Origin of the sequence: Exiguobacterium alkaliphilum 12/1 (genome assembly GCF_000714435.1) — a bacterium.
Classification (GTDB): Bacteria; Bacillota; Bacilli; order Exiguobacteriales; family Exiguobacteriaceae; genus Exiguobacterium; species Exiguobacterium alkaliphilum.
Window position 1 is genome coordinate 29,611 of the sequence record NZ_JJMW01000022.1, and the last position, 25,289, is coordinate 54,899.

The 25,289-nt window shown below is 52.5% G+C and carries 29 protein-coding genes; 18 read left to right on the forward strand and 11 right to left on the reverse strand.

The features are described 5' to 3' along the window. Window positions 1–20: 20 nt before the first annotated feature. On the reverse strand, window positions 21–833 hold the full coding sequence (recX, locus tag RT52_RS05575; protein WP_034815727.1) for a recombination regulator RecX: 813 nt from the start codon (window positions 831–833) through the stop codon (window positions 21–23). Between the two features lie 158 nt (window positions 834–991). Here recX and RT52_RS05580 point away from each other — a divergent pair, with 158 nt between their 5' ends. From RT52_RS05580 to RT52_RS05605, 6 genes are all read left to right on the forward strand, one after another. Next, window positions 992–1,900 carry a TIGR01777 family oxidoreductase gene (locus RT52_RS05580; RefSeq protein WP_034805353.1) on the forward strand — a complete coding sequence of 303 codons (909 nt, stop codon included), beginning with the start codon at window positions 992–994 and terminating at the stop codon, window positions 1,898–1,900. 16 nt (window positions 1,901–1,916) lie between these two features. Next, window positions 1,917–3,071: an amidohydrolase gene (locus tag RT52_RS05585; RefSeq protein ID WP_034815729.1), complete on the forward strand. Its 1,155-nt coding sequence runs from the start codon at window positions 1,917–1,919 to the stop codon at window positions 3,069–3,071. A gap of 178 nt (window positions 3,072–3,249) precedes the next feature. Next, window positions 3,250–3,816, forward strand: coding sequence for a GNAT family N-acetyltransferase (locus RT52_RS05590; protein ID WP_034815731.1), 567 nt, complete (start codon window positions 3,250–3,252; stop codon window positions 3,814–3,816). Between the two features lie 168 nt (window positions 3,817–3,984). Continuing rightward, complete coding sequence (locus RT52_RS05595) at window positions 3,985–4,674, forward strand: response regulator transcription factor (RefSeq protein ID WP_034815734.1); 690 nt, start codon at window positions 3,985–3,987, stop codon at window positions 4,672–4,674. Further along, window positions 4,671–6,284, forward strand: a complete 1,614-nt coding sequence (locus RT52_RS05600; protein WP_245175471.1) for a sensor histidine kinase — start codon at window positions 4,671–4,673, stop codon at window positions 6,282–6,284. The genes RT52_RS05595 and RT52_RS05600 overlap by 4 nt, the downstream gene beginning before the upstream one ends. A 20-nt stretch (window positions 6,285–6,304) precedes the next feature. Next, entirely contained in the window at window positions 6,305–6,562 is a 258-nt protein-coding gene (locus RT52_RS05605; protein ID WP_034805347.1) for a transposase, read from the forward strand. Here the strand turns inward: RT52_RS05605 and RT52_RS05610 are convergent. The 3 genes from RT52_RS05610 to RT52_RS05615 form a co-directional block, all read right to left on the reverse strand. Then, the gene (locus tag RT52_RS05610; protein ID WP_034815736.1) at window positions 6,559–7,131 is read right to left on the reverse strand and encodes a hypothetical protein; all 573 of its coding nucleotides are present in this window, start codon (window positions 7,129–7,131) and stop codon (window positions 6,559–6,561) included. The two genes, RT52_RS05605 and RT52_RS05610, sit on opposite strands and share 4 nt — an antisense overlap. Before the next feature lie 4 nt (window positions 7,132–7,135). After that, the gene (locus RT52_RS16330; RefSeq protein WP_156028785.1) at window positions 7,136–7,306 is read right to left on the reverse strand and encodes a hypothetical protein; all 171 of its coding nucleotides are present in this window, start codon (window positions 7,304–7,306) and stop codon (window positions 7,136–7,138) included. Window positions 7,307–7,550: 244 nt separating this feature from the next. Then, window positions 7,551–7,838, reverse strand: a complete 288-nt coding sequence (locus RT52_RS05615) for a hypothetical protein (protein WP_034805344.1) — start codon at window positions 7,836–7,838, stop codon at window positions 7,551–7,553. Between the two features lie 122 nt (window positions 7,839–7,960). Here RT52_RS05615 and RT52_RS05620 point away from each other — a divergent pair, with 122 nt between their 5' ends. Next, entirely contained in the window at window positions 7,961–8,161 is a 201-nt protein-coding gene (locus RT52_RS05620; protein WP_034815739.1) for a hypothetical protein, read from the forward strand. A gap of 30 nt (window positions 8,162–8,191) precedes the next feature. On the opposite strand, the gene RT52_RS05625 is transcribed toward RT52_RS05620, so the two are convergent. From RT52_RS05625 to RT52_RS05635, 3 genes are read right to left on the reverse strand one after another with little or no spacing between them, the layout of a single operon-like run. After that, window positions 8,192–8,683: a cytidine deaminase gene (locus tag RT52_RS05625; RefSeq protein ID WP_338042349.1), complete on the reverse strand. Its 492-nt coding sequence runs from the start codon at window positions 8,681–8,683 to the stop codon at window positions 8,192–8,194. A 7-nt stretch (window positions 8,684–8,690) separates the two neighbouring features. Further along, entirely contained in the window at window positions 8,691–10,067 is a 1,377-nt protein-coding gene (gene rlmD, locus RT52_RS05630) for a 23S rRNA (uracil(1939)-C(5))-methyltransferase RlmD (RefSeq protein WP_034815742.1), read from the reverse strand. A 6-nt stretch (window positions 10,068–10,073) separates the two neighbouring features. After that, window positions 10,074–10,271, reverse strand: coding sequence for a hypothetical protein (locus RT52_RS05635; protein ID WP_024371614.1), 198 nt, complete (start codon window positions 10,269–10,271; stop codon window positions 10,074–10,076). An 85-nt stretch (window positions 10,272–10,356) separates the two neighbouring features. Between RT52_RS05635 and yfkAB the strand changes: the two genes are divergently transcribed. The 3 genes from yfkAB to RT52_RS05650 are packed head-to-tail and all read left to right on the forward strand — an operon-like array spanning window position 10,357 to window position 12,894. After that, the gene (gene yfkAB, locus RT52_RS05640) at window positions 10,357–11,463 is read left to right on the forward strand and encodes a radical SAM/CxCxxxxC motif protein YfkAB (protein ID WP_034815745.1); all 1,107 of its coding nucleotides are present in this window, start codon (window positions 10,357–10,359) and stop codon (window positions 11,461–11,463) included. Between the two features lie 52 nt (window positions 11,464–11,515). Continuing rightward, on the forward strand, window positions 11,516–11,710 hold the full coding sequence (locus RT52_RS05645; protein ID WP_034805335.1) for a hypothetical protein: 195 nt from the start codon (window positions 11,516–11,518) through the stop codon (window positions 11,708–11,710). Between the two features lie 41 nt (window positions 11,711–11,751). After that, window positions 11,752–12,894, forward strand: coding sequence for an MFS transporter (locus RT52_RS05650; RefSeq protein WP_034815747.1), 1,143 nt, complete (start codon window positions 11,752–11,754; stop codon window positions 12,892–12,894). Window positions 12,895–12,932: 38 nt separating this feature from the next. On the opposite strand, the gene RT52_RS05655 is transcribed toward RT52_RS05650, so the two are convergent. Together RT52_RS05655 and RT52_RS05660 are read right to left on the reverse strand one after the other, a co-directional pair. After that, complete coding sequence (locus tag RT52_RS05655) at window positions 12,933–13,235, reverse strand: hypothetical protein (protein ID WP_034805333.1); 303 nt, start codon at window positions 13,233–13,235, stop codon at window positions 12,933–12,935. 132 nt (window positions 13,236–13,367) lie between these two features. After that, window positions 13,368–14,303 (reverse strand): DMT family transporter, encoded by a 936-nt coding sequence (locus RT52_RS05660; protein WP_034815749.1) that lies wholly within the window; start codon window positions 14,301–14,303, stop codon window positions 13,368–13,370. Between the two features lie 198 nt (window positions 14,304–14,501). On the opposite strand from RT52_RS05660, the gene RT52_RS05665 reads away from it, so the two are divergent. The 4 genes from RT52_RS05665 to RT52_RS05680 all read left to right on the forward strand — a co-directional run bounded on the left by RT52_RS05665 (window position 14,502) and on the right by RT52_RS05680 (window position 18,966). Then, window positions 14,502–16,406 carry a heavy metal translocating P-type ATPase gene (locus RT52_RS05665; RefSeq protein ID WP_034815751.1) on the forward strand — a complete coding sequence of 635 codons (1,905 nt, stop codon included), beginning with the start codon at window positions 14,502–14,504 and terminating at the stop codon, window positions 16,404–16,406. 117 nt (window positions 16,407–16,523) lie between these two features. Further along, the gene (locus tag RT52_RS05670) at window positions 16,524–17,450 is read left to right on the forward strand and encodes a carbohydrate kinase family protein (RefSeq protein WP_034815753.1); all 927 of its coding nucleotides are present in this window, start codon (window positions 16,524–16,526) and stop codon (window positions 17,448–17,450) included. Window positions 17,451–17,516: 66 nt separating this feature from the next. Then, complete coding sequence (locus RT52_RS05675) at window positions 17,517–17,951, forward strand: NUDIX domain-containing protein (RefSeq protein WP_034815823.1); 435 nt, start codon at window positions 17,517–17,519, stop codon at window positions 17,949–17,951. Between the two features lie 67 nt (window positions 17,952–18,018). Beyond that, complete coding sequence (locus tag RT52_RS05680) at window positions 18,019–18,966, forward strand: YihY/virulence factor BrkB family protein (protein WP_034815755.1); 948 nt, start codon at window positions 18,019–18,021, stop codon at window positions 18,964–18,966. A 39-nt stretch (window positions 18,967–19,005) separates the two neighbouring features. Here the strand turns inward: RT52_RS05680 and RT52_RS05685 are convergent, their stop codons facing one another. Together RT52_RS05685 and RT52_RS05690 are read right to left on the reverse strand one after the other, a co-directional pair. Next, complete coding sequence (locus tag RT52_RS05685; protein ID WP_034815757.1) at window positions 19,006–19,557, reverse strand: beta-class carbonic anhydrase; 552 nt, start codon at window positions 19,555–19,557, stop codon at window positions 19,006–19,008. An 18-nt stretch (window positions 19,558–19,575) separates the two neighbouring features. Next, the gene (locus RT52_RS05690) at window positions 19,576–20,475 is read right to left on the reverse strand and encodes a 1,4-dihydroxy-2-naphthoate polyprenyltransferase (protein WP_034815759.1); all 900 of its coding nucleotides are present in this window, start codon (window positions 20,473–20,475) and stop codon (window positions 19,576–19,578) included. A 148-nt stretch (window positions 20,476–20,623) separates the two neighbouring features. Between RT52_RS05690 and RT52_RS05695 the strand changes: the two genes are divergently transcribed. Genes RT52_RS05695 through menB form a run of 4 tightly spaced genes read left to right on the forward strand, consistent with a single transcriptional unit; the run spans window position 20,624 to window position 25,257 of the window. Then, window positions 20,624–22,009, forward strand: coding sequence for an isochorismate synthase (locus tag RT52_RS05695; protein ID WP_034815762.1), 1,386 nt, complete (start codon window positions 20,624–20,626; stop codon window positions 22,007–22,009). Further along, window positions 22,006–23,655, forward strand: a complete 1,650-nt coding sequence (gene menD / locus RT52_RS05700) for a 2-succinyl-5-enolpyruvyl-6-hydroxy-3-cyclohexene-1-carboxylic-acid synthase (RefSeq protein ID WP_034815764.1) — start codon at window positions 22,006–22,008, stop codon at window positions 23,653–23,655. Before RT52_RS05695 ends, menD begins: the two co-directional genes overlap by 4 nt. After that, window positions 23,652–24,473 (forward strand): alpha/beta fold hydrolase, encoded by an 822-nt coding sequence (locus RT52_RS05705; RefSeq protein WP_235193359.1) that lies wholly within the window; start codon window positions 23,652–23,654, stop codon window positions 24,471–24,473. Before menD ends, RT52_RS05705 begins: the two co-directional genes overlap by 4 nt. Further along, a complete protein-coding gene (gene menB / locus RT52_RS05710; RefSeq protein WP_034803849.1) occupies window positions 24,433–25,257 on the forward strand; it encodes a 1,4-dihydroxy-2-naphthoyl-CoA synthase in 825 nt (274 codons plus the stop codon). The genes RT52_RS05705 and menB overlap by 41 nt, the downstream gene beginning before the upstream one ends. The last annotated feature ends 32 nt before the right edge of the window (window positions 25,258–25,289 follow it).

The window sequence follows — 25,289 nt, forward strand, 5'->3', positions numbered from 1 at the left end:
TACCGTAAACCGATGTCCCACTACGATTGTTCCTCAACGAGGCGCTCTAACGCGCGCTCGATGACATCATATGGAAATCCTTTGCGCCGAAGCTGCATCTTCATGCGCTGTTTCCGTTCGAATGCATCATATCCGCTATACTTTCGATTCAACTTTTCGGCTTGTGTCAAACAGGCCGCAAGCTCGACGTCCTCATCCTCGTTTTCCCAAAACGTGTGAATCGCCTCTGAAATAATATCAAACGTGAAACCCCTTTGCATCAGGTTTTGTTGAATTCTTTGTTGCACTTCTGTGGCGGAACGTCGATTTGTTTCCATTTGTTTCCTTTTAACAAACTTTCCGGCCTTTTCGAGCTGATCCTCATGCGTGAGGGAGGCGATCACGTCTTCGATGATCGTTTGGGCGATGCCAAATTGCGCAAGCTCTCGTTTGATTTTCACAGGTCCGCTCGGACTCGTGTTGAACTTCGTCTGCACGTAGGCTTTGGCGAACTCTGCATCGTTCAAGTAACGCTGTTCGATCAAACGGTCCGTAACGCGTTTAATGACCGGTTCGCTTACTTCTTTCTTCATCAAATAGTCATGCACCTCTGAAACGGCACGCATTCGGTACGACAAATAGTTAACGGCCGCTTTGTAAGCCTTTTGCTCCTCTTCGGCTTCGAGTACGTCACGGACGAAGTCATCTTCAAGCTCCATCCCTCTCGTCAATCCATATTTAATGAACACATCGACATCGATCGCAAAGGCAAACTCTTCTTTGCCGTCTTTCTCGACGAAGACGTTCAACCGGTCTTTGTTTTTCTGTTGCGTCGTAAACTTGGCGATTTTCACAAAAACCCTCCTTTTCCTAGTTCTAACATATCACGTTCCCCGCTTAAGGAGGATTTTTGATAAGTTAGAAGAAAGGGTATTCACAATACGAACGACCCACTTTCTTTATGGAACTCATACCCGTTTTGAAATCGCTTCAATATACTGGAGGGAGACTCATGAAAATTGCAATTACCGGTGGGACCGGATTGATCGGTCGTCCGCTCGTCCGCGCCCTTGCTGAGGCCGGCCATCAAGTCGTCGTCCTGACACGCAATCCGCGGCCGCGGCAAGGAGGCATCTCCTTCGTGGAATGGATGACACCGGACAGCCAGCCGGAAACAGCGCTCCAAGACGTCGACGCCTTCATCCATTTGGCCGGCGCCTCGATCAACGACGGGCGTTGGACCCATAAACAAAAACAAGCCATCCTACAAAGTCGACTCGACGGAACGAAAGAGCTTGTGCGCATCATTAAAAATATGAAGCAAAAACCGAGTGTCGTCATCAGCGGCTCGGCCATCGGAATATATGGTGAAGACCGCTCGATCACGTACTCCGAGTCCACACCGCTCCCGGAACGGACAAACTTCTTAGGGAACGTATGCGTGCTTTGGGAAAAAGAAGCCGCCCCAATCGAAGAGATGGGAATCCGGCTCGCATTTATGCGGACAGGTGTCGTCCTATCAAATGACGGCGGCGCGTTCCCGCTCATGAAGTTACCGTACACGTTTGGCGTCGGCGGAAAAATCGGTTCCGGAAAACAGTGGGTCCCGTGGGTTCACCTCGACGACCTCGTTCGTCTATTTGTCCATGTCATCGAGACCCCGGCCATCGCGGGTCCCGTCAACGGAACAGCCCCGACGCCAGTCACGATGGATGAGTTCGGACGAACCATCGCCCGCGTCATGCATCGTCCGCACTGGATTCCCGCACCGGCACCGCTCATGAAACTCGCGCTCGGTGAGAAAAGCGTCATCGTCTTAGAAGGCGCGAAAGTCGTCCCGACGAAAGCGCTCAACCATGGGTTCAAGTTCCGTTATGAGACATTGGAGCCCGCACTGAAACAACTGCTACATTTAACTTGAGGAGGATATACAATACGTGAGTAACTTATTGATTCGTAACGCCCATATTTACCCGATCACCGCTCCCCACTTCTACGGGGACTTGCGCGTCAAAGACGGCAAGATTGTCGAAATGGCCGATCTTCTCGACCCGCTCGAAGATGAGACGGTCATCGAGGCCGAGGGAAACTTCTTATTCCCCGGTTTTATCGATGCCCATACGCACCTCGGACTCTATGACGAAGGAACCGGCTCGGTCGGGAACGATGCGAACGAGACGGTCGAAGCGATGACGCCGCATGCCCGGGCCATCGACGGTGTCTATCCGCTCGACGAAGGGTTTGAAGAAGCACTTCGGGCCGGTGTCACGGCCGTCCAAGTCATGCCCGGTAGCATGAACGTCATCGGCGGCGTGACAAGCGTCATCAAAACACACGGTCGCTTCATCGAAGATATGATTCTCAGGCGGTATGCCGGGCTCAAGATGGCGCTCGGCGAAAACCCGAAGCGCATCCACAGCATGGGCAAGACAGGTGATTTGACGAGGATGGGGATTATGGGGCTTCTGCGCGAGGCGTTCCGGACCGTCGACTCGACGAAGACGATTGGCACGTTCGGCAGCCAGATGATCCAGCTCGCCCTTGACCGAAAGATGCCGGTTCGAGTCCACGCCCATCGCGCCGATGATATTTTATCGGTCGTCCGTTTCGCCGAAGAGTTCGACCTCGACTACCGCATCGAACATTGCACGGAAGGTCATCTCGTCGCCGAAAAGTTGCGTGAGCTTGGGGTGAAGCACGTCACCGTCGGGCCGACGTTCACGCGCAAATCAAAAATCGAGCTTCAAAACAAGACGTGGGAGACGTACCGTATCCTACACGAGCACGGCATGATCGTCTCGATCACGACCGACCACCCGTATACACCGGTCCAATACTTGAACCTTTGTGCCGGACTCGCCGCACGTGAAGGGCTGCCGGTCGATGTCGCGCTACGCGCCATCACGATTCACCCGGCCGAATCGCTCGGTGTCGACGACCGAATCGGCTCGCTCGAAGTCGGGAAAGATGCCGACCTTGTGCTCTGGAGCCACTTCCCGCTCGACTACATGTCGAAGCCGATTATGACGATTGTGAACGGTCAAATTGTGTATGCGACAGAACGCGCGAAAACGCATCATGAGATGGACTAATTTTCATTATTTTTCATAAGCGTTTTTACGCATAATTTACTTGCTTTTTTAAAAAATCTATATAAAATTATCTTGTAACTTCAAAAAAGCAACCAAGGCGGTTCGAACAGCGAAGCCAGAAGTATGCTTTCGTTACGACTATTCTTCAGCGGTCTGAAATAGGAGGAGGAATGTAAAGGTGCTCAAATTTCGTGAGCTCACCGACTGCGCGGAGTTGTTCGAACTGATGCAACACCCAGATGTCTTTCCGTATGTCCGTCAAAAGACGGTCCACTTTGACGAGTTTTTATTTAGCACGAAGCAAGTGATCGAGCTAGAAGAGCAAGGAAACATCATCTCACGCACCATCACGAACGAGTTCGGGACCCCGATTGGGACAATCAGCTTGTTCGATGTGGAATCCGGCTACGGGTTCCTCGGTACGTGGCTTGGCAAACCGTATCACGGGAAAGGTTACAATCAAGTCGCGAAAGAAGCGTTCTTCTCAGAATTGTTCTTCGAGCTTGATATTGAAAGTGTGTTTTTAAAAATCCGAAAATCGAATGAACGCTCGATCGCCGCGGCCGAAAAGTTGCCGTACGCGTTTTGCGCCAATGAGATTCGTTCGGAGCTGCTTGCTGAAATCAATCAAGGGGACGTCGAGTACGTACTATATGAAGTGTCAAAGTCGAGCTTCCAGCTTTACTTGCACTCGCTCCATGCCCCAGAATTCGAGATTGCCTACGAGGCGCAACTCGAAGCTTAAGCCAATTCTGACAAAGAATTGGCTTTTTTGTGGCGTTTTTGTGTGGATTGCATGAGGACAACTTTACGGCGATGAATATTTCTGTTCTAATTCGGAGAGATAGGTATGATAGAAGTATGAGGGATTTCTCACACGCCCCGTTAACTGTTTTGTAAAGGAGAATGGACCATGTCAGAACCAACGTTTCGAATTTTAGTGACTGATGATGAAGAACAAATGCGGGATTTGCTCGTCTCGAACTTAGAGAAGGAAGGATACGAGACCGTCACGGCGACGAACGGGCTCGAAGCGATCGAGCTGTTGAAAGCACAGTCGTTCCACCTCGTCTTACTCGATGTGATGATGCCTGAACTTGACGGGCTAACGGCGTGCATGCGTATCCGTGAGTTCTCGAACGTGCCGATCATCATGCTCACGGCCCGTTCCGAGGAACTCGACCGCATTCACGGATTGAAGATTGGGGCAGACGACTACATCACAAAGCCGTTCAGCCCACGGGAACTGCTCGCCCGGATTGAAGCGACGCTTCGCCGGACACACAACTTCTCAAAAGAACAAGAAGCGACGTTCGATGTCGGCGTGTTATCGATTGATATCGAAGGACGTGCGGTCAGCGTGAAAGGAAAGACCGTCAACTTGACCCGTAAAGAGTTCGACCTCCTCTACTTGTTCATCACGAACGAAGAGAAAGTCTTCTCTCGCGAACAGCTGCTCGACCAAATTTGGGGAACCGAGTATCACGGGAACCTTCGCACGGTCGACACACACATTAAAACGCTCCGCCTGAAGCTCGGCGAAGCCGGCGGCTACATTCAAACGGTCTGGGGGATCGGCTATAAGTTCGAGGCGAACGTATGAAGCAATACACGATCCGGAAGCGGATTTGGATCACCATTTGGACGGCCAGCCTCTTCTCCGCGTTCGTGTTCATCATCATGACGTTTTACTTGTACGACAAGTTCTACATCCAGACGCAAGAAGAACTACTCATCAACCGCGGAGAGAAGCTCGTCACCATCTACAAGGCAGACGGGTTCTCTGACGCGTTCTCTGACAGCATGACCTACACGAACGAATTGACGGAGACGAAAGTGTTCTTATCTTCCGTCAAAGAGGACGGGCTCGGCTCAGGCAAGACGTTTTTGCGCGAACAAGACCTAGCCCGACTCCAGGACGGCTACGCCATCTCGGTCACACGCAAGCATCCGACCGAGGACGTCGATATCCTCATGTCGGCCTTCCCGCTCATTCGTAACGGAGAGCTCGACAACGCGCTCATCCTTTATATGGAGCTGAGTAAAATCAGTGAGCCGTTCCAACCGATTCGGCTCATGATCACGTTTTTACTCCTCCTCATGGTCGTCAATCTGCTCATCTTCGGGACGCAAATCATCGACACCATCATTCAACCACTCATCCAGATGAAACGCGCCTCACAAGTATATGCCAAAGGCGACTTTTCGCACCGCATCCCCATCTACTATGATGACGAGATCGGTGAACTGGCCGAGACGCTCAACCGGATGGCCGAATCGCTCGGGCTCGTCGAAGAGCAGCGAAAAGAGTTTTTGGCGAACGTCAGCCATGAGCTCCGGACCCCGCTGTCTTACATCCGCGGTTACACGGAGATGCTTCAAGACCCATCGCTCGATGAGAAGACGAAAGCACAATATTACGACATCATCGAGAACGAGACGGAACGCTTGCAACGGCTCGTCAACGATTTACTCGACCTCGCCCAACTTGAACGCGACTCGTACCCGATGACGAAAGAGCCGGTCGTCTACTCGCAAGTGCTTGAAGACGTATTGTATCGCTTCGAACCGATTGCACAGGCGAAAGGCGTCGCCATCGAGACGGATCTCGACTTTGACCTCATCATCCTCGGAGACCACGATCGCCTCGAACAAGTCGTCGGGAACTTGCTCGATAATGCGCTACGGTATACGGAGGCCGGCAAAGCCATCCATGTGAAGACGTTTTCTGAGGAAGGATATGCCATCACCGAGATTCGTGATGAAGGCCGCGGCATCCCGCGGGAAGATCTCGACAAGTTGACGGAACGATTCTATCGCGTCAACAAGTCCCGGACCCGCGAAGACGGTGGCACCGGTCTCGGACTCGCCATCGCCAAACACATCATGGAACGTCACGGAGGCTCGATCCATTTCGCTTCCGAAGTCAGTCAAGGCACACGGTCACACTTGGCCTGCCACTGCTACCGGATGACGAATTCGACATATAAAAAGGCAGCTGCGGCTGACTATCGGACTGTAGACAAAACATTGTCTGCAGTTTTTTATTTGTCCGACCGGGCACAGCTCGCTTTTCTGGGGGCAAGCAGGGAGCCGCATCGCTTAACGCTGCTGGGGTCTCCCTTTGCTTGCTGTTCCCCTAGAGGTCTCGCCGTGCCCTTGGTCGGTCCACGCATCCATCTCTCTTTTCGTACCCTCGTCCCTTTTTTATAATGAGAGGTAGAGAACCCGTCATGGGGGCGAATCGGACGATCAGGAAATCAACAGAATCGGAAACCAATCGAACACGATTGGAGATGGTCACGCCAGACGAGCGCGTGTTCGCGGACGCAAAAGAGAAGCATGACATGCGTTGGACCCGTTACCGGGGACTTGAAAAAGTTTCAATGCAGACGATGCTTACCTTTGCTGCCCTCAATCTCAAGAAGATGGCGGGCAGAGCGCCCTCATTTGTGTGGCCGTCAACAGTGGTTGAGGTCTTTTTACTTTAATTACCGAAAGCTGCTGCACATGATCCGACCACTGATGATACCCCGAAAAGGTCTAATAAAGCCTCTCTCGTATCTGGACCAGCATCTTTGGCAGCTAGTCGGACGGCTTGATTGAGTGATGCTGTCTTACTTAGCTTATCCTCTCGCGACATTTGGTAATACGGTTTGACGGCTTTTACGAACTTAGTTGCTCCTCCGACCGATTTAAGTGCAGATTTGATTTTAAGGATTTTAGCGGGTGTGAAGTTAACCACGAGTGCAGTGCCCACTGCTCCTACACAACCAGCAATCGACGAGACACTTGCTGCCCGGAACACAACTGATTCTCCATTCTCATTTAATTCAAGATGGAAGCTGACTTCGCTCTCGATATGAGCCTTAATAGCATCTTCACCCTGCAAGATTATCTCATCAGGCATGTTCTCGATTGCAGTCAATAATTCAATTAATTCCAAATCCTCCTCACTTAATTCTTCCTCAGCACTAGCTACACCCATTGGGATGAAAGCTACTGAAAACAGGAGTACTATCGACATTACAAGAGATAAAAGTTTTGACTTTTTGGGCATGATCTCAGTCCTCCTTAGTAGTTTTGACTGCAAACTTAAGTCCAACAACAGCTATAAATACTGCAATGGTGACTATAGTCTTTGTTGTATTGGTCATTCCATCGACAAAGAAATACATAAATGTTACTGCGGCGAGCAACAAAATGTAAATCCACTCTTTAGCTGAATTTTTCATATGTCCAACCTCCTAACAGTTGCCAAATTAACATACTCAATCATGGAACGAAACCCCTGGAAAAATCGTTAAAGGGAAAAGACATGCGTCTTAAATTGGAACTAGGGAAATATATATTTTACGGCGGTTATGAAAAAAGTAGACTTATGAAAGGTAGAGAACCAGTCAACGAAAAAGTCACGTTTCAGTTCGCCTGAAACGTGACTTTTTCTTCAATCTGAAAGGCAGCCGCGGCTACCTTTTTTTATATGTCTTGGCCTTTGAACGTTTCTTCCGATTCGTTCATGAGCCGCTCACGCTCGGCGTGGGTCTGCGGGAAGCCGTTCGCTTGCCATTCGGCCCGGTGGTTCGAGTCGAGCTGGGTGAGTCCCGCCTCGGCCTCGTCCTTATCCGAATCGACACTCTCCATCCGGTCCATCTTGCTCCACGTGTCATCCTCGCGGTCTTGCGTCAGCAGTGCCGCCACTTTCGGCGCCACGAGCGCGGCCCCGGCGACGCCGAGGACGATGCCCATTAACACTTTTTTATCCATGCTACCCCTCCTTAGTCACTATGTACGGATAATTCCACCATTGTTTTAAATCGAAACCATTTCGTGAAGCGTTTACACGAAATCGGAAAGTGGAATAACAGAGAGACAAGGAGGCGAAACGAATGAAAAAAGAAAACCAGCCATCTAAGCGTCGCTTCGACAATCCGGACGCCGTCGATACAGACAAGGACAGCATCTTCGACGAGGAAGGGATGGAGACGGTCGACCCGATTCCAGTCGAAGAATTGAATCAAGAAGTGAAAGACGAGAAGCGTAAGCGCCACTCAAAAGACGACTCGGTTAGCGAGAAAAAATATAACTAACGTAAAAGGATGCGGCTCGGCCGCATCCTTTTACGTTAAATCTTTCGGCGAGAAGCCGTATGGAAGCATCTCTTCTTTCGTCATCACTTTCGTGTCTCCCGCCATATTCGCCAAAATCAACGTGAAGTCGTCACTCGCGAACTCGGCGATGACTTGACGGCAAGCACCGCACGGCGAGATCGGCCCGTCTGTGTCACCGACGACGACGACCGTCTCAATCGTCTTGCTGCCTTCTGACACGGCCTTAAAGATGGCCGTCCGTTCAGCACACATCGACAAACCGTATGAGGCGTTCTCGACGTTACAACCGGAAATCTCTTTCCCCGTCTCATCGATGACGACGGCGCCGACATTGAATTTTGAATAAGGCGTATATGCGCGCGTACGGGCCGCGATCGCCTTTTGGACAAGTTCGTTCACTTGGTCTTGTGGAATCATTGGATGTTCCTCCGCTTCGTTTTCTAAAGGAAGTCTGACATCTGAACTATACAATGAAAACGCTTTCTCATCAAGCGTTTTCATCGACTTGTCAATATTTCTTCTTTTTCTTTTTCTCGAAGACGACGACCGACTCGACGTGCGCCGTCTGCGGGAACATATCGTACGGCTGGACGTAATTCACTTTGTATCCGGCTTTCATGAGTTGGTCCGCGTCACGGGCGAGCGTCTGTGGGTTACATGACACATAGACGAGTCGTTGCGCTTTCGAAGAGATGATCGCGTTCAACAGTTGGTGGTCGACTCCGGTGCGCGGTGGGTCGACGACGATGACGTCAGGGATCCATCCGTCCTTCACCCAACGCGGAATCCAGTGCTCGGCCCGACCTTCGACATACGTCGCATGGTTGAACCCGTTCTCGCGCATATGGGCATTGGCGTCTTCGACCGCCTCTGGGACGACTTCCATCCCGCGAATCTCTTTGGCGTGCGGCGCGAGCCACAGCCCGATCGACCCGACGCCGGCATACGCGTCGATGACACGTTCTTCGCCCGTCAAAGCGGCCGCCTCGACGACTTCACGATACATGACCTCGGTCTGGGCCGGGTTCAGTTGGAAGAACGCGCGTGGCGACAAGTGGTAATGGACGTCGTCGAGCTGTTCGTCCATCTTCTCTTGGCCGGCGATGTGAATCGTACGATAGCCGAAGATGACGCCCGAACGGTTCGAGTTGATGTTCAAATGGAACGAGACGACGTTCGGCAACCCCATGATGCGATCGCTAAGTTCGTCTAGGTCCGGTACATCTTCATGCCCGACGACGAGGACGACTTGGACGTCGTTCGTCTTATAGCCCGAGCGGACGACGACAGTCCGGGCAAAGCCAGTATCACGACGCGCGTCGTACACCGGGATGTCGAGCTCGTTCAAGATCCGGACGATGGCGTTGTTGATATTCGTCGTGTCGCGCTGTTGGACCATACAATGTTCAATCGGGACGAGCGTATTCGAGTTCGGTTTATACAGCCCCGACACGATTTCACCACGACGGACACTGAGCGGGAACTGAGATTTGTTTCGGTAATACCAAGGATCTTTCATCCCTTTTGTCGGGCGGATGTTCGATTTGTCGACGTTCAGTTTCGTCTTTTGACGGAACGCGTTGCGAACGATTTCTTCCTTATACTCCATTTGAAGGCGTGGGCTCATATGTTGAATCTGACAGCCCCCACACTCGTCATAGATTGGGCACGGCGGTTTGACACGGTCTTTTGACGCATTGTCGCGCTTGACGACACGGGCCTCGGCATAGTTTCGTTCGACGCGTGTAATCTCGACTTTCGCCTCTTCACCCGGCAACAAGTTCGGAATAAAGACGACCATCCGATTGATGGTCGCAATCCCCTCCCCGTTAATTCCGAGACGTTCGGCGGTGACGCTCTTGTAATCTCCTACGATCAGTTTCAATGTGTTTCATCCTTTCGATCCTTGTTCTAAATCTTTGGCGTAACGTACGACTTTCGCACGTAAGGAATCAATGTCAGCTAACAGGCGATGCAAATCCTCTGGCGTCGTGTGCTCGTCCAACGTATTGACTGACAGACAGAGCAATTCCGTTCTCGATTTCAACACATTCATTTTTCCTGCCGTATCGGTTCGTGATTTACCCATCTCATGATCGCTCCTTTGGTTCGTGACAAAGAGTTGTTATTATAGCATACTATTTCGTGTGACTAGATGAAAAGGTGGAATCAACATGCAAAACATCTCGACAACGTTTGATCCGTGGGAAGCGTATCTCGATCAAACCGAGTTCGGTCGTCTCGTCCTTTCGAACGTGGAAGTGACGACGACCAAACTATGCAACATGCGCTGCGAACACTGTGCCGTCGGCTATATGCTCGACCAGACCGAAACTCCTGAAGTGCCCCTCGAACTGCTCATCTCGCGTCTCGACGAGATTGAACATTTGCGTGCGTTCTCGATTACGGGCGGCGAGCCGATGCTATCAATGAAATCGGTCCGCAACTACGTCGTGCCGCTGCTCAAATATGCCAAGGAACGCGGGGCTAGGACGCAAATCAATTCGAACTTGACGTTGCCGTTGTCTCGCTATCATCTTATTACCCCGTACCTCGACGTTTTGCACATTTCGCATAACTGGGGGACGGATGCCGACTTTTTAGAAGGCGGATTCGCGATGATGGATCGGAAGCCGAGCGAGGCCGCGCGGTTGAAGATGCTCCAGACGATGAAAGACAACGCCCGTGCCCTCACGTCAGAAGGCATTATCGTATCGGCCGAGACGATGCTCAACAAACGGACGATTCCTCATCTGAAGGCAATCCATGAGGAAATCGTCTCGCTCGGCTGTCAGCGCATGGAGGTACACCCGATGTACCCCGCCGACTTTGCGAGCGCGCTCGAATCGGCCTCACTCCCGGACATTCGCCAAGCCATCCACGACCTGCTCGACGTGCGGGATGAAAACGTTTGGATGCTGTTCGGTACGTTGCCTTTCTATGCGTGTTCCGACTTACCGGAAGACCGCGCCTTGTTGAAGCGGCTGCATGAAGCGAAAAACGTCACGGTCCGAAACGACCCAGACGGCCGTTCTCGTTTGAACACGAACATCTTTGACGGTGAGATTATCGTCACTGATTTCGGCGATGAACTCGGGTCGCTCGGGACGTTGTATGACACATCGTTCCAAGAGGCGTATGAGACGTGGACGAACAGTACCTTGAACGCGACGTTGTCTTGTCATTGTCCGGCCGTGAAATGTCTCGGTCCGAACGCGCTCGTCAAGCAAGCGTACTATCCAGAAATTGACTTTCAAAAACGTGTCGCCGACCCGTTTTAATTCCTTCGCATCGGGAAATATTTAGTATCTAAACTGAATCGAGGTGTATGAGATGACTGCCATCTATGTATTCATGATCACCGTCATGGCCATCATCATTTTCGGTGGTGTGCTTAGCATCTTATTGACAGCCGCATTCGTTTCAGACAAAGTAGACCGTGATGAAGTTTTCAGTCAAGGCAGTTGGGACGATGAGCTCTTACATTTGAACCATCTCACTCAACCGATTGACGAAACAAAAAGCTGAGAACCTTCTCAGCTTTTTACTATGTAATGACGAGGTGAACTATGCAACGGTTTCGTTTTTCGATTTTATTGCTTATCGTATTTATTTCCGGGTTGATTCAAGGGGCGCTCATCCCGCTGTTATCGACGCTCATCGAACGCGACGGGACCCCTGCATGGTTGAATGGCCTGAACGCCACGATGCTCTATCTCGGTGTCATCGTCTCGGCGCCATTGCTCGAACGGTTCGTCCGCAAGTACGGGTTTCGACCGACCATCGTCTTAGGCATCGTCTTGACGGCGCTCGCGACGTTCTTCTTACCACTTTGGCCAACGCTCCTTGCCTGGGCCGTCATGCGTTTCGTCATCGGTTTTGGTGACTCCGCACTCCATTACGGCTCGCAAGTATGGGTGACGTCCGTGAGCGAAAAACGAAGCCTCGGTCGAGCGATGGCGTACTACGGCATGTCGTTCAGTCTCGGCTTTGCCGTCGGTCCACTCATCGCACCGCTCGTCGACCTGCATTTCTGGTTGCCGTTCCTCGTCTTGATTTTCTTCTGTCTCGCCTCACTCGTCCTCATCTTTAAAGTCGAGAACGAATTCCCTGAAGCGGAGAAAGTGAAAACAGACTCGACCGGGCGGATTCGGCTTGTGTTGATTGGTGCCGGCTATACGCTGCTCCCTGCCTTTACATACGGGTTTCTCGAGGCGAGCTTGAATGCGAACTTGCCAATCTTCACGGTCCGAAACGACATCGGGCTCGCTCAGACGAGTACGCTGATCACGACGTTCATCGTCGCTTCCATCCTCGTCCAACTCCCGCTCGGTCGTCTTGCCGATCACTTCGGGAAGAAACGCATCTTACAAATCGTGTTGACGCTCGGTACGGTATTGTTTGCGCTCGCGAACTTAGCCGTCGACCATTATGTGTGGCTACTCGTCTTGTTCGCCTTGGCCGGGGCCGGTCTCGGATCGACTTATTCCCTCGGCCTCGCCCATATGACCGAAGTGTTGCCACGCTCGCTGTTACCGACCGGCAACATGCTCTATAGCATCGCGTTCAGCGTCGGTTCGATTAGTGGTCCGATGATTGGTGCGTTTTGGATCAGTTTGCCAAAAGACGTATATTTTCTCATGTATACACTCATCCTCGGGATTCTCGCCGTCAGCCTGTTCACGGCCAAAGCCAAACCGATTGATATGTAAAAAGGGATGGAGCTCGCCGGAGCCCCATCCCTTTTCGTTTATTCTCTCGCCGGACCGACGCGGACGTCATTTCGCTCGAACGCCTGAATGAACACTTCATCGAGCGCGTACGGTTCTGTCTCAAGTGTGGCCAACACGTCCGACTTGAGCGTCACCTCGATGACCCGGTCGTTAATTTGCCATTTCGTCTGAATGTCGTCGCCTTGTCGCACGGCACGCGCATCCACTTGGTCATGGTGCTCTTTTAACCCCCGACTCACGCACTTCATCACGTACTTGACGTACTCATCACGCGGTTGCCGCGAGACGAGTATATTGCGGACAATCTGGTTTCTCGTCACGTTCTTTCCTCCTTCCTTTATGACACGTTGTACGCAAGTCTTTACGACGAAGACCGACTGTGAACTGAAAGAATTCAGAATTTTTAATATATTTTCCCATGAGAACACAATTCCGTCAACCGCGCTTCAATCTCATTTGCGCACAGACTGTTTACGACCTTGGAAGTAAGTCGATAAATAAATCCCCGCGACGACGAACAACAGCCCGACGAGTGCATTCCACGGAATCGTCTCTCCGAGTAAAACACCCGATAAGATGACCCCGAATAAGGGAACAAAGAACATATAGAGTGACACGCGGCTGACCGGATTATATTTCATCAGCGTGTTCCATAAGGTGAACCCGACCGCAGATAACAGTGCCAAGTATAAGAGGAATAACAGCGTTTTCCCGGTGTAAGGCAAGAACACACCACCTGGGTCCAGTACCACGCCAACGGTGAGCAGGCCGAGCGATCCGAACACCATCGCCCAAGCCGTCATCGGCGCAACGTCGTGGCTACGGGAGTAATCTTTTGCGATCAAGTTGCCGAACGCCCCCGAGACCATCGCCAAAATGAGCAACACTTCCCCGACCCCAAACCCGATCTCTGAACTCGCGGACGGCCAGTTGGCGATGACGATGCCGGAAAAGCCGAGTGTGAGGGCGATTCCTTTCAACCGATTCAACCGGTCGTCCTCGTACCGAAAATGCGCAAGCGCCATTTGGAAGAAGGATGTCGAACCTGCGATAATCGAACCTTGCACGCCCGTCGACAGCGACAGTCCGACGTAGAAAAACAAATATTGTAAAAATGTCAGAAACGCACCGAGGTGCGCATACGCCTTCACGCGTTCGACCGTCAAATGAATCGGTCGCTTGAAGACGGTACGGCTTATCAATAAAAGTAAGACACCCGCAAGCAAAAACCGTTCTCCAGCAAAAATGAGTTGCTGACCATATTCGTCCGGACTGATTTCAAGCGCTTCATAGCTCAGTTTGATAAACGGGAACGCACTCCCCCATAAGAACGTGTTCAATAAAGCGAACAACGTGACGGTCCAAGGCCGTTGAAACAAGTTGGGCATGTCACCAAATCTCCTTAATCTTTTAGTTTGTGAGTTGTTCTCTTCCATGATAAAATAACCTTACATGATAATAATTATAAATAAGGATAATCGATTAAAACCAATAAAAACCCTCATTTTAAGGGTTTGGATAATGATAATCATCCTCATTCATTATCATTTAAGTGATATCCATTATCAATTAGAAAGAGGTGCTTCATGAACACATCAACCGCTACACACGAAAAAAGCCACGTCTTCAAACGGGCAAGTTGGTTCGAGCATATCGAGCTCATCATGGCGCTCTTCAGCGGTGTATTGATTGTACTCGCTTATCTCGCTGAAAAACAAGTTGGAACGCCGTGGATTTATGTCACTTTGTATTTGTCTGCCTTCTTGATTGGGGGGTACGCCAAGGCGAAAGAAGGATTGACCGACACGTGGGAGACGCGGTCGCTGAACGTCGAGCTGTTGATGATCATCGCGGCGATCGGCGCCGCCTCGATTGGCTATTGGATGGAAGGTGCCATCCTCATTTTCATTTTCGCCTTATCGGGTGCCCTCGAGACGTATACGATGAACAAGAACGAGCGTGCCCTCGAGTCGCTCATGGAACTGCAACCTGAACAAGCGACACGCGTCACGGGCGACCGGCTCGACGTCGTCCCGATCGAGGAGTTGGCTGTCGGCGACCACATTTACGTCCGCCCCGGCGAGCGTATCCCGGTCGACGGGCGCATCTTGAGCGGTTACGCCTCGGTCGAAGAAGCCGCCATCACGGGTGAGTCAATCCCGGTCGACCGCGGGGTCGGTGACGACGTGTTCGGCTCAAGCGTCAACTTGAACGGCGTCTTAACGATTGAAGTCACGAAGCTCGCCACGGAGACGTTGTTCCAAAAGATCATTCAAATGGTCCAGAAAGCCCAAGAAGAAAAGTCCCCGTCCGCCCAATTCATCGATCGGTACGAAGGACGTTACGTCCAAATCGTCCTCGCCTCGGTGGCCGCGATCATCTTGCTCGGGCCAGCGCTCACGCCATGGTCGCTCGAGACGAGCATATACCGCGGCATGATTCTGCTCGTCGTCGCCTCACCTTGCGCCCTCGTCGCCGCCATCACACCGGCCGCCTTGGCTGCCATCGCCTCGTCTGCAAAGCACGGGATTCTATTTAAAGGTGGCGTCCATATCGAGAATATGGGACGACTCAAAGCAATCGCGTTTGACAAGACCGGCACACTTACGATCGGCAAACCCGAAGTCCAGCATGTGTTGCTTCACCCGGACGTCACCCGAGACGATGTTTTCCGCGTCGTCAGCTTGATTGAAGAACATTCCATGCACCCGCTCGCCGAGGCGCTCGTCGCCTACACAGGCAAACATACCGGCACGATGGAACAGTTCAAAGACGTGACCGGTTCGGGCATCGAGGCGATGATTGACGGAGTGACGTATCGCGTCGGCAAACAAAAGTTCGCCGATGTGAGTGGTGACTTCTTCCCCGATCAAGTCGAACAGTTGAAATCAGCCGGTCACACGCTCGTCTTCATCAGTGACGCGTCACGCACACTCGGTGCGTTCGCCCTCCGCGATACATTGCGTCCGGAAGCGAAACAAGCGATTGAACGCTTGAACCGTCTCGGCATCGCAACAATCATGATCACCGGCGACAATGAGGCGACCGGGCGGGCCATCGCGACAGAAGCTGGTTTGACCCGTTATATCGCCGAGTGCCTGCCGGATGAGAAGGTCGAACAAATCAAGTTGTTGAAAGCGGAATACGGCTCGATCGGTATGATTGGGGACGGCATCAATGATGCCCCGGCGCTCGCGACGGCCGACGTCGGCATCGCGATGGGCGAAGGAACGGACGCCGCACTTGAAACGGCAGATGTCGTCCTCATGAAAAACGACCTCGTCCGCCTCAGTTCCGCCATCGAGCAATCGCGCAAACTGAATCGGATTGTCCTTCAAAATGTCGTCTTCGCTCTCGGGGTCATCCTCGTGTTGATTGCCTCGAACATCTTTGAGTTACTCGTCATGCCGTTCGCCGTCGTCGGACATGAAGGGTCGACCATTCTCGTCATTTTGAACGGCCTCCGCTTGCTCAGCTCATCATGGGACTGACAAATTTCGACACGTCACGAAACCGTCATTGAAAGCAAATGCCGATTTCGCTATAATGGAAACAATGTGTCTAACAGACCGAAACAATAGGTAGATTGGCTAAAGGTGGTACAAGGTATGAATACGATTGCAGTAATCGGCAAGGTGTTTGTCGACATTAAAGGAACGTCGTTCGCCCCGCTTCATAAAGATGCGAAAAACGTCGGAGACATCGCGTTCTCAAACGGCGGTACCGGTCGCAACGTCGCCCAAAACTTAGGTGTGCTCGGGAACGATGTCCGCTTCGTCTCGACCGTGACGAACGATCAAATCGGCATCGGTGTCCTCGAAGAACTTCGTGGTTTGAACGTCAACGTCGACCATGTCGACTTGCTCGAAGACAACGGTATGGGCATGTGGCTCGCGGTCATGGACAACAACGGAGACCTCCAGACGTCAATCTCAAAACAACCTGACGAGGCGATGATGGAAGAGTGCATCCTCCGTCGCATCGATACCGTGTTCGCTGAGAGCGCGGCCGTCGCCATCGACCTCGACTTGTCGGTCAACGTCTTGAACGAGACAATCGAATTGTGCCGCGAGATGAAGCTCCCGCTATACGGTGTATGCGGCCATCTCTCGGTCATCGAACGCAACCGTCACTTGCTCCAAGGGTTCACGGGCTTCATCTGTAGCCGCGAAGAAGCCGAGATTCTCTCGGATATGTCCATCGTCACGGTTGACGATGCCCTTCGCGTCGCCGAGGTGCTCGCCATGAAAGGCGCGCCGCTCACGATTGTCACGATGAGCGAGCTCGGCGCCGTCTACGTCGACCTTCGTACGAACGAACAAGGTCACGTGCCGACGACGAAAGTGAAAGTTGCCGACTCCACAGGCGCCGGGGATTCCTTCTTCTCTGCCGTTATTTCCGAGCTCATGAAAGAGCATTCGATTGAAGATGCACTTCGTCTCGGCATGCGTGTCGCCGGGAAAGTCATCGGCTCTCATGACAACGGACTGACGCCTGAGATGTATGCTTCACTTGAACAACCAACACGTGACTGAGCTAACGCATCGACCGCCGTGTCGATGCGTTTTGTTCTCGGTTTTAAGAAAGGAATGATTGAATTCATGAGAACGAAACAACGGAGCGCCATCATTCTCGTCAATGAACAAGATGAGATCGCCCTCATTCGTCGCGAAAAAGCTGACGTCCTTTATTATGTCTTCCCGGGCGGAGGTGTCGAATTTGGCCATACGACCGAAGAAACGGCGATACGCGAAGCGCACGAGGAACTCGGCGTACACGTCGAACTTGAAGGCGTCGCCGCCCATGTCGCATTCAACGGTGAATTGAACCCCTACTACTGGGCCCGCGTCACCGGTGGCGAATTCGGGACCGGGACGGGCGAAGAGTTTCAAGCCGAACAGACGGAAGGATCCTACACACCGATGTGGATCAAACGGAGTGCACTCAGCCACCTTCCCGTCCGTCCGCCCTCGCTCGCAGAATTGCTTAGTCAGTCTTCAGAGCGCTTTTACGACAAAACATTGGCCGAAGATTGAATTTATAGTGTAACCTCCTCACAAATCGGGAAGATAGTTTCTAACGATAACGTTCAGGAGGCATGTTATGGACACGAAAGAAGTGAAAGAAAAAAAGAATTGGCTCGCGTTCGGAAAAGAATTATTGCGCCGATTTAAAGATCATAACGTCCAAGACTTTGGTGCGACGCTCGCTTTTTTTTGGTTTTTATCTATTTTCCCAGGAATCATCTTCATTCTGGCGCTGCTGTCGTTCTTTGACATCACACAGGCGTCGTTTCAAGAGCAGTTGAACGATTTGGCACCGGGTGCCGCTGCGACCGAGTTCCTATCGGGCATCTTTGAAGCGCTCGGGGAACCGCGTGGCGGACTGCTCTCCATCGGTGCGATTTTAGCGATTTGGTCGGCCTCGAAAGGGGTCGAGCGGCTCATCAACATGGCGATTCACGCCTACGGGGAAGACAACGAACGAAATTTCTTTGTCAGTAAAGGCATCGCCCTCGGATTGACGTTCTTACTCGGTGTTGGCGTATTGCTCCTCATCGTCTCGAACGTGTTCGGGTCGCAGATCATCTCGTTCCTTATGGAATTCCTTCCGATTTCCGGGGCCGAGGTCATCTTAATCAATATTTTTCGTTACGCGCTGACGACGGTCATCTTGATTTTGACGCTGTCGATTTTCTATAAAATCGCACCCCAGCAACACGTCTTTTGGAAGAGCACGATTCCAGGCGCCATTTTCGGGGTCATCACGTGGCAACTCGTCTCGCTCGGGTTTAGTCTATACGTGTCGAACTTCGGAAACTACGATTCGACGTACGGTTCGCTCGGCGGAATTATCGTGACACTATTATGGCTTCAATTGACCGGTATGATCATCTTGATCGGCTCCGAGATCAACGCCACGTGGATGCGATTCTTCAAGTCCCCAAGCGAACAAGAATATGAACGTGATTTCAAGAAGAACAAGAAAGCGAAGAAAAAAGGCGAAACAGAAGACGATTATAAAGATATCCCAATCAATACGTACGGATGAGAAAAGGCGAACTCGACAGTCGAGTTCGCCTTTTCTGATTCACACCTCGACGACGTCGAGTCGCCCCGTTCCCGGGTCGATGACAAATCCATGGACGTTCGTTTCCGGTGGCAAGAGCGGATGATTCTTAATCAAGCTGACCGAGTTCATGACGTTCGCCTCGACCGAATCGAATCCGTGCAACCACTTCTCCAAATCCATCCCGGACGCTTTGAGTGTTTGAAGCGTCTGAGGGTCAATCCCCCGCCGCTCCATCTCAGCAATGACCGCGTTCGGATCAATGGCGGCCATCCCGCAGTCATAGTGTCCGACGACGATCACTTCCTCCGCTCCGAGCGCATATAAAGCGACGAGAATCGAACGCATGACCGAACCGAACGGATGCGATAAGACGGCTCCTGCATTTTTAATAATTTTGGCGTCCCCGTTTTTGAGCCCGAGCGCCTGCGGCAACAAAGCTGTCAATCGTGTGTCCATACACGTCAAAATGACGATTTTTTTATCTGGAAACTTATCGGATACGAACTGCTCGTACTGTTTTTCCGTCACGAATCGTTCATTGAACGCTAACATTTCTTTGACGACTGTCATCTTCCCCACTCCTTTACGTTATGTGATCACGCGGGCGACCATCAGACCGATGACCATCCACGCCCCGAACAATGTGTTCACCTTCGCCGTCATCGCCATCGCCGGCATCAATTCAACCGGTTCACGTTTCACCCAGAACCGCTTCACAGCGCGGACCATGAGTGGAATCGTGAACAGTGACAGCAATACCCATGGCGTAACACCATACACGAACACACCGACGAGAATTCCGACTAAAGCTGCCACGAAAAATCCTGCCAATACGAGCACAGCTCGGCGATGCCCGACGAGACATGCGATCGTCCGTCGACCGTTCTCTTTATCGTTATCTAAGTCCCGGATGTTGTTGGCGAGTAAAATCGCCCCGATCAACAGTGCCATCGGGAATGAGACGATGAGCAGTTCAGTCGTCACCGTCCCGACTTGAATATATCCAGAAATCCCGATAATGACATATCCCATGAATAGTCCCGCGACCAGCTCGCCAAATGGTGTATAGGCGATCGGCAGCGGCCCGCCCGTATACAAATAGCCGACGACCATCGACAAGGCGCCAATCCATAATAAGTGCCAGTTTGTAGACGCGGCAATATAGAGACCGAGCGCGGCCGCGACCCCATACATCCCGAGGGCAATCCCGAGTATTTGCCCTGGCGTGAAGCCATCCCGGACAATCGAGCCACCGATTCCAATCGATCCTTCATGGTCCAGACCACGTTTATAGTCATAGTATTCGTTAAATAAGTTCGTTGCGATTTGAATCAAGACGGACGCGATGAGCATTGCTAAAAACAATCCCCATTTCAACTCGACTTGACCGACGACGATAAACGTCCCGAGCAACACCGGAATAAAGCTTGCCGTCAACGTATGCGGCCGAATCATGCGCCAATACGCACCTTTCTCTCTCTGTTTCATATCCTTCCCTCCCTTCGTTAGTTTACGTCTACGTAAAAAAATCTGTCAATGCCCGCCGTTTCCTCGAGCATTTGACAGGCAGTTCGACAGCCAAGTCATGATACACTAAAAGATGAGAATTCTATCGGATTGAGGAGGCTTTTCGTTCATGCCAGATACTCAAACACATATTAAACAACGAATCGAACAGGCCCATAAACGTGCCCGCGCTTGGCAACGTCCTGTCCTTGCGTCATACACGTGGGAAATCCCTTCGTTCGATGCGTTTCATATCATTCAAAACACGGAAACGTCCCATTATTATTTCACTTCCGCTGACCGTTCCCTCGAGATGCTCGGCTGTGCCGACGCCCTCGTTCTAACAGCGTCAGGTGCGGAGCGCTTTCAGCGACTACAGTACGACTGGAGCTTGCATCGCCGAGACGTCGACGCGATTTTATACGCGTTCTCGGGCTTTTCATTCGATACGTTCGTTCGGCCTCAAAAGAACATGTGGGAAGCGTTCGGGGAAGCTTCTCTCGTCGTGCCGAAATTTTTATATCGCCGGCTCGGCGATACGCACACGCTGACCGTGTCGACGCTCGTATCGGCAAAACAATCGGTCGAACAGTACTTGATTCAATTGGCAGACCAGTTGGCCCAGTTTAGCTCGCTCCAGACGCCAGACAGCCCGTCCCCTACGTATACGCAAGTGAAGAATGGGGTCGATCATTTTAAATCGAGCTTCCAACAAGCCAAACAAGCGATCAAGGAAGAAAAAGTTGAAAAGATTGTCATCGCCCGAGAAGAGATTTACCAGACGTCCGATGAAGCGTTTCCGTTTGCCGAGACGTTACGTCATCTCGAAGCGCAACAACTCGGAAGCTACATCTTCTTATATCAACCGAAACGAGAAATGGGCTTCTTCGGCGCTACGCCAGAGCGATTAGTGAAAAAAGAGGGACCGTATATCGAGACGGCAGCCATCGCCGGGACGACAAAACGTCCACTCTCAGAAGACGAAGCCGAGGCGGCGAAAGCGCACTTGCTCCACGATCAGAAAAACCTTGAAGAGCATGATATCGTCGTCAAATCGATTAAACACGCACTCGCACCTTATTCGGCGACCATTAAAGCGCCTGAGTCACCTCGCATATTACAGACCCGCTCCGTCTACCACCTGCATACGCCGATTCAAGCGACACTCGATACGAATGCCTCGCTCTTATCGATTATCGAGTCGCTCCATCCGACGCCTGCCCTTGGCGGATACCCGAAACGGACATCCGTCAGGCTGCTTCGTGACATCGAGCGATTCGACCGCGGTTGGTACGGATCCCCGTTCGGATGGCTCAGTACCGAGGGCGAAGGCGAGTTTGTCGTTTCTATTCGTTCGGCGCTCGTCCATCACCAATTTGTCGCGATGTATGCAGGCTGTGGAATCGTCCAAGAGTCTGAGCTCGAATCAGAATTAGCAGAGACCGAGATGAAACTGAGCCCAATCAAAGAAGCGCTCGGATTAAATCGCGTCACACCAGGAGGCAGTCCATCATGAACGACACGTTAACGGGATGGGTCGCCCATATGGTGAACCGGCTCGTCGAACAAGGCGTCACGGACGTCGTCATCAGTCCCGGCTCTCGTTCGACGCCGCTCGCCATGGCCGCCTATCTCCATCCAGAAATCCGGCATCACATCGTCGTGGACGAACGTTCGGCCGCCTACTTCGCGCTCGGTTTGACCCGCTCGGGTGAAACGATTCGACCGGTCGCACTCGTCTGCACGAGCGGAACGGCCGCGACGAACTATTTCTCCGCCGTCGCCGAGGCGATGATTGCGCAATTGCCGCTCGTCGTGTTGACGACCGATCGACCGCACGAGTTGCGAAACGTCGGTGCACCGCAAGCCATCGATCAAGTTCGTCTCTACGGGGAACACGTCAAAGCGAGTGTCGACTTGCCGGTACCAGACGATGCCGCGCTTTCCTACATGGGTCAGACGATGAGCCGGCTCGTCCGGCTCGCCACCGCGGCGCCGCTCGGACCGGTTCACGTGAACGTCCCGTTCCGTGAACCGCTCGTACCGGACATCGACCAGTTGAAGGCGCGCTTTTGTTCGACACGTTCACCGAGCGAGCCGACTTACGTCCGTCCAACACCCCAAGATATATCACGGTTCATTGAATACGCCCACGTCGAACGGCTCGCCTTCGTCGTCGGACCTGGTACACCTGACGACTGGTTAGCAGCCATTCACGAGACGGCATCCGTCCATCGTATTCCGATTTTCGCAGATCCGCTCAGTGGAATGCGACGCTTCGAGAACGTATGTGTCAACTATGATACGTGGCTCGCGAGCGAGCATCGGGATGAATGGCTTCCCGATACGACCATCCGTTTCGGGGCCGCCCCGGTATCGAAGCGATTGAATCAATGGCTCGGAAGCACGACACAAGTCGTCATCGAACAACTCGGCTCATTCCGCGACCCTTCTAGCATGGCGACCGTCGTCTACGGGGATGCCCGGGACTATTTGCGGGAAATCGACAGCACGTATGACGAGGTGTACCATGCGCGCCTCGAGTCGTTCGAACGGGTGACAGAGGCCGCGAAAGGTGGGCTGACAGGAGAGAGCGCATTGACACGCCACCTGCTCCAAACATCAATCGAGCGCTTATTCGTCAGCAACAGCATGCCGATTCGTGATGTCGACACGACGCTAAGCGCCGGTCGACGCATCGACGTCCTCGCCAATCGCGGTGCGAATGGGATTGACGGGATTTTATCGAGTGCACTCGGCGCTTGCTATGACACGGAACACGCCGCCCTTCTCGTCGGCGACTTGGCGTTTTATCACGACAGTAACGCGTTACAGTTGTTGAAGACGCACCCGGGGACGTTCTCGGTCGTCGTTGTCAACAACAATGGCGGCGGCATCTTCTCGTTCTTGCCACAAGCATCCATCGAGCCGCAACTATTCGAAGACTTGTTCGGCACCCCGCTCGAGTTGAATATCCATGGATTCGCCGACACGTACGGACTGAGCTATCGTCTCGTCGAAGAGCCAGAAGCCGTGCAAGAAGCCATCGAAGCGGGGGTCCAATTGATCGAGTTCCCGTCTGACCGGGCCGCGAACGTCACCGCCCATCGCGAATGGACAGCTTTACTCTGCGACCGGTTGACGTTGGAGAATGGGACGTGATTCGTCGAATCCGAGATGTCGATTATGAACTGTTCGACCACGGGAGCGGACGGCCAGTGCTCCTCTTGCATGGGTTTACCGGGCGAGGGGATTGGTTCGACCGCTTCCCCGACCTGTCTGTACGCCTCGTCTCCCCGTCGCTCCTCGGACACGGCGGGACGAGCCATCGCGATGTCAATCGGATGCGGATGAGTCAGCAAGTCAGGGACTTGTCTAACCTGCTCGACCTCGACGATCGACCGTGGACGGTCATCGGCTACTCACTCGGTGGGCGAATCGGTATGACGTTAGCCGCATGTGACGACCGGGTCGAGCATTTCATCGGGATTAGCACGACCCCGGGACTCGAATCCGCAATCGAACGGCGTGAGCGTAGAGCACAAGACGCAGAGCTCGCCGCTTTCCTCGAGCAACGTGGCATCGAGGCGTTCGTCGACCGGTGGGAACGGCTCCCGCTTTGGCATCAGACCGACGAGATGCGCGCGACGCTTCGTCTGGAGCGGCTCGCCCAACGTCCCGAGGCGCTAGCGGATAGCCTCCGTGCCATCGGGAGCGGCAGCATGCCATCTATCTGGCCGATGCTCGACCGTTTGCCGCGTACCGATTTGATTGTCGGAGGACGCGACGTCAAATTCAAAGACATCGCGAGACGGATGCAAGCACGACAACCACATATTCAACTATACGAAATTCCTGACGCCGGCCATGCTCCACATATCGAGAATGCCCAACAATTTGGTACAATGATAGAGAAATTGATTTTAGGGGGAAATGAGAATGGAATCAGTAGCAAACTGGACATCGGTCCGAACGTATGAAGATATTAAATACGAGAAATGGAACGGGATCGCCAAAATCACGATCAACCGCCCGGAAGTGCGGAATGCTTTCCGTCCACTAACGGTAAACGAATTGATTGACGCGTTCGCCCGCGCCCGTGACGACAAGGAAGTCGGCGTCATCATCTTGACAGGCGAAGGTGAAAAAGCATTCTGTTCAGGCGGCGACCAAAAGGTTCGTGGCCACGGTGGATACGTCGGTGACGATGAAATCCCACGTTTGAACGTCCTCGACCTTCAACGCTTGATTCGCGTCATCCCGAAACCGGTCATCGCGATGGTCGCCGGTTTCGCCATCGGCGGCGGACACGTCTTGCACGTCGTCTGTGACTTGACGATTGCCGCGGATAACGCACGTTTCGGTCAAACCGGACCAAAAGTCGGTTCGTTCGACGCTGGATACGGCTCAGGCTATTTGGCGCGCATCATCGGCCATAAGAAAGCCCGTGAGATTTGGTACTTGTGCCGTCAGTACGACGCACAAGAAGCACTCGACATGGGACTCGTCAACACGGTCGTCCCACTCGAGCAACTTGAAGCCGAAACGATTCAATGGTGCCAAGAGATTTTGCAACACTCACCGACTGCACTCCGTTTCTTGAAAGCCGCGATGAACGCGGACACGGACGGCCTCGCAGGTCTTCAACAGCTCGCAGGGGATGCGACGCTCCTTTATTACACGACAGACGAAGCAAAAGAAGGACGCGACGCGTTCAAAGAAAAACGCGACCCGGACTTCGGTCAGTTCCCGCGTTTCCCTTAATCTGTACGAGAGTAGCGACTTCGCTACTCTTT

Excerpts from the sequence above, each read along its gene's own strand:
- RT52_RS05580 (WP_034805353.1), top strand. The coding sequence starts at position 992 with ATGAAAATTGCAATTACCGGTGGGACCGGATTGATCGGTCGTCCGCTC.
- RT52_RS05595 (WP_034815734.1), top strand. The coding sequence starts at position 3,985 with ATGTCAGAACCAACGTTTCGAATTTTAGTGACTGATGATGAAGAACAA.
- RT52_RS05600 (WP_245175471.1), top strand. The coding sequence starts at position 4,671 with ATGAAGCAATACACGATCCGGAAGCGGATTTGGATCACCATTTGGACG.
- RT52_RS05605 (WP_034805347.1), top strand. The coding sequence starts at position 6,305 with ATGGGGGCGAATCGGACGATCAGGAAATCAACAGAATCGGAAACCAAT.
- RT52_RS05610 (WP_034815736.1), bottom strand. The coding sequence starts at position 7,131 with ATGCCCAAAAAGTCAAAACTTTTATCTCTTGTAATGTCGATAGTACTC.
- RT52_RS16330 (WP_156028785.1), bottom strand. The coding sequence starts at position 7,306 with ATGAAAAATTCAGCTAAAGAGTGGATTTACATTTTGTTGCTCGCCGCA.
- RT52_RS05615 (WP_034805344.1), bottom strand. The coding sequence starts at position 7,838 with ATGGATAAAAAAGTGTTAATGGGCATCGTCCTCGGCGTCGCCGGGGCC.
- RT52_RS05620 (WP_034815739.1), top strand. The coding sequence starts at position 7,961 with ATGAAAAAAGAAAACCAGCCATCTAAGCGTCGCTTCGACAATCCGGAC.
- RT52_RS05625 (WP_338042349.1), bottom strand. The coding sequence starts at position 8,683 with ATGAAAACGCTTGATGAGAAAGCGTTTTCATTGTATAGTTCAGATGTC.
- RT52_RS05635 (WP_024371614.1), bottom strand. The coding sequence starts at position 10,271 with ATGGGTAAATCACGAACCGATACGGCAGGAAAAATGAATGTGTTGAAA.
- yfkAB (WP_034815745.1), top strand. The coding sequence starts at position 10,357 with ATGCAAAACATCTCGACAACGTTTGATCCGTGGGAAGCGTATCTCGAT.
- RT52_RS05645 (WP_034805335.1), top strand. The coding sequence starts at position 11,516 with ATGACTGCCATCTATGTATTCATGATCACCGTCATGGCCATCATCATT.
- RT52_RS05650 (WP_034815747.1), top strand. The coding sequence starts at position 11,752 with ATGCAACGGTTTCGTTTTTCGATTTTATTGCTTATCGTATTTATTTCC.
- RT52_RS05660 (WP_034815749.1), bottom strand. The coding sequence starts at position 14,303 with ATGCCCAACTTGTTTCAACGGCCTTGGACCGTCACGTTGTTCGCTTTA.
- RT52_RS05665 (WP_034815751.1), top strand. The coding sequence starts at position 14,502 with ATGAACACATCAACCGCTACACACGAAAAAAGCCACGTCTTCAAACGG.
- RT52_RS05670 (WP_034815753.1), top strand. The coding sequence starts at position 16,524 with ATGAATACGATTGCAGTAATCGGCAAGGTGTTTGTCGACATTAAAGGA.
- RT52_RS05675 (WP_034815823.1), top strand. The coding sequence starts at position 17,517 with ATGAGAACGAAACAACGGAGCGCCATCATTCTCGTCAATGAACAAGAT.
- RT52_RS05680 (WP_034815755.1), top strand. The coding sequence starts at position 18,019 with ATGGACACGAAAGAAGTGAAAGAAAAAAAGAATTGGCTCGCGTTCGGA.
- RT52_RS05685 (WP_034815757.1), bottom strand. The coding sequence starts at position 19,557 with ATGACAGTCGTCAAAGAAATGTTAGCGTTCAATGAACGATTCGTGACG.
- RT52_RS05690 (WP_034815759.1), bottom strand. The coding sequence starts at position 20,475 with ATGAAACAGAGAGAGAAAGGTGCGTATTGGCGCATGATTCGGCCGCAT.
- RT52_RS05695 (WP_034815762.1), top strand. The coding sequence starts at position 20,624 with ATGCCAGATACTCAAACACATATTAAACAACGAATCGAACAGGCCCAT.
- menD (WP_034815764.1), top strand. The coding sequence starts at position 22,006 with ATGAACGACACGTTAACGGGATGGGTCGCCCATATGGTGAACCGGCTC.
- menB (WP_034803849.1), top strand. The coding sequence starts at position 24,433 with ATGGAATCAGTAGCAAACTGGACATCGGTCCGAACGTATGAAGATATT.